This is a genomic window from Streptococcus oralis, assembly GCF_001578935.1.
Classification (GTDB): domain Bacteria; phylum Bacillota; class Bacilli; order Lactobacillales; family Streptococcaceae; genus Streptococcus; species Streptococcus oralis_R.
The window spans coordinates 668,856-671,422 of sequence record NZ_KQ969521.1; the positions used below are offsets into that span (position 1 = coordinate 668,856).

At 40.7% G+C, this 2,567-nt stretch carries 2 protein-coding genes and 2 pseudogenes; all 4 read right to left on the reverse strand.

The annotated features are described in order from the left end of the window. A pseudogene (locus SORDD15_RS03370) lies at window positions 1–462 on the reverse strand (hypothetical protein); the annotation flags it as partial. Beyond that, window positions 386–1,141, reverse strand: coding sequence for a T7SS effector LXG polymorphic toxin (locus tag SORDD15_RS10480; protein WP_231097622.1), 756 nt, complete (start codon window positions 1,139–1,141; stop codon window positions 386–388). The pseudogene SORDD15_RS03370 and the gene SORDD15_RS10480, both read right to left, overlap by 77 nt. Before the next feature lie 121 nt (window positions 1,142–1,262). Continuing rightward, window positions 1,263–1,748 (reverse strand): hypothetical protein, encoded by a 486-nt coding sequence (locus tag SORDD15_RS03380; RefSeq protein WP_061414342.1) that lies wholly within the window; start codon window positions 1,746–1,748, stop codon window positions 1,263–1,265. Window positions 1,749–1,757: 9 nt separating this feature from the next. Then, window positions 1,758–2,567: pseudogene (locus SORDD15_RS10260) on the reverse strand (hypothetical protein); the annotation flags it as partial.

Sequence of the window (2,567 nt, forward strand, 5' to 3'; positions counted from 1 at the left end):
CGGTACTTCGACATCTACCTTTACTTTATTAAGACTAAACTTGCTGGCTGCAGAAGCTGCCGCATAGCCTCCTACCAGGTTTCCGATAAAGTTTGCGGTTTGGGCGTCCTCTTCACTTCCACCTAGGAGCTTAGTCCCATGATAGGCAACCTGACCCGTTGTATAGGCCCCTGCTTCCCCTATCGCAAACTGGGTCAAGCCCTTGGCAACGCTCTGCGTCTGCCCTATGGGAATCATGATGGCACTCGCCGTCACAAAGATCCCACCAACCTGATGATACAGCTTGTCATTCCCCATGAAAAGCGTATCTCGGATAAAGTTTCTTGACTTGGTATGGATATCCCCTGCATTCCCAAGTTCGATATTATGAATCCCTTCTGCTGCATTAGAGGTTCCATAGGCAAACGTCCCAAGTCCTGTCGTTAAGCCAAACCCAACAACCAATGGGGTCGCAGAGCCCATGGTTCCTACAATCGCAAGAATCCCTATCGCAGCTGTCAGTACACCAAGCAAGACCCAGGTCTATCCAACCCTTCTTGGCTCGATCCTCCGCAGCCAAAGCTTCAAAACGAGCCTTGTCCCGCTCCTGGGCGGCTTTCACTCGTTCAACGCGGCTCTCCATCTGCTTGGTCGCCTGTTGGTAGGCTATCGCAAAGCGTTTAACAGACTTGAGTTTAGCAAAATCTCCTGACTGATAAGTCCCTACCGTACGTGTCTTCCCTGCATGTTCTGTTATCAAGGCCTTGGTCGCAGCTAGAAGTTCCTTAAAGGCGACCAAATCCTGACTCGCATGGTTACTTTCATACTGAGTAATGGAGGTATCCAAGTTCTTGAGCTGATTCATGAGGAAGTTATAGTCCATGACCGTGCTGGTATGACTGCTTCCATCATAGCTCACCAAATCAGAAATCTTGTCCTTGGTCGTGTTCAAGACCTCAATCTCACTCTTCAAATCGTCCCGTGAACTCTTTAAAGCACTATGAAGGTTTGTAAATACCTGACCTGGCAACTTTGTATGAAGATCACCGTCAATCTGGTAGTAACAGTCCTTGTACAGTAGGAGATTGGTTGAGTAGTCATTCATCAGGTTGACCAGAGTCTGAAGGAGAGTCCCATGCACTTCCACTAGGTAGGTACGCATACTCGAGATGGCCTGACCTTGGAGATTTGCACTTAATGTAAAAACAGGAACTTGCCTACAACTAACAGTGTATAAACAAGTTCCTTACAAGCTATTTTAATGGCGATAAAGCATCAAAAAATTACTTTTCAATAGAATTTAAAAAGTTATCGATGTCTTGGCCTTCTAAACTCTTGATCTTAACTCCCTGATCTTTAAAGATTCCTAAAGGTGTTTCGACTATTTTTAAGACTTCAATGTCTTTTCGGCTAATCTCTTTTGCCCATTCTAATTTGTTTATCTGCTTGAATCCCAACTCATCCTTTATTTGATTTTGGTTGACGCTTGGTATTATTTCAAACCAATCTTTCTCAATATTCTTTCGAATCATCCCACTACTAACATAAAAAGAATGCCCCTTATATTGAATTTCATAATGAATACTGTATAGATAATCTAGCTCTTCCATCTTGACTTTTTTAGAAAAGAAATCATCAAATTCCTCTCCCCAAGAATCTACATAATTGTTAAATCCTTCATCTTTTGTATCACTAGTCAGAACAATCCAATCATTATTACTAAGACCTTTTGAAACATTATATTTTTTACCCCGATAAATTGCAATCATTATTCACTCCTATTTTATTAGTTTCCAACCTTTATTTTCTACATATTTATATTGTCTTATAGGATTTCCGCTTTTGCTTTCAAAAATTGTTATTAAATCTCCATCCATAAAATTTCGTTCTTCTATCAACTTATACTCCGGTAATATAATATTCTTAGAACCTGTAAAACCTCGACCTGTAAAAGGATAACTCGCATTATCAAGTTCACCAAATGGAATATCTAGCTTATCTGCTTCATCCAAGAAAAATGATATCTTCGCATAGGTCTTGGTTTTTTCTAAGTCAAAAGGAGTATTGGGGTAGTCTAATCGATTTCCTTCAACTATTTCTGGAAGAGTAGTTAATGATTTTGAATGCTCATCAACCGAGACAAAACCTGCAAAAGAATTACGTTCTCCGCTGAGATATGATTCAACAAACTCTGTAGGTATCGTTTTATTCATCTTGGTTTTAGGAGCTGGTATACCAATCTCTTTGCGAACAGCTTTGACAAATGCATCTGTTTTAGCTGATAAAGTCGTATCTGCATCTACTAAGTTCGAAAAGTCTTCCAGGCTATAACCCGCCTTATTGATTATAGCTTTTATTTCTGGAGATGTATATAGTTCTAGATTAGATAATCGATCACTATTTAGAGTGTATTTTTTTGTATTCGTAGAAAAGGCATCTTTCACCTTATTGAGACTAAACTTGCTGGCTGCTGAGGAGGTCACATAGCCTCCTACCAGGTTTCCGATAAAGTTTGCGGTTTGGGCATCTTCTTCGCTTCCACCTAGGAGCTTAGTCCCATGATAGGCAACCTGACCGGCTGTATAGGC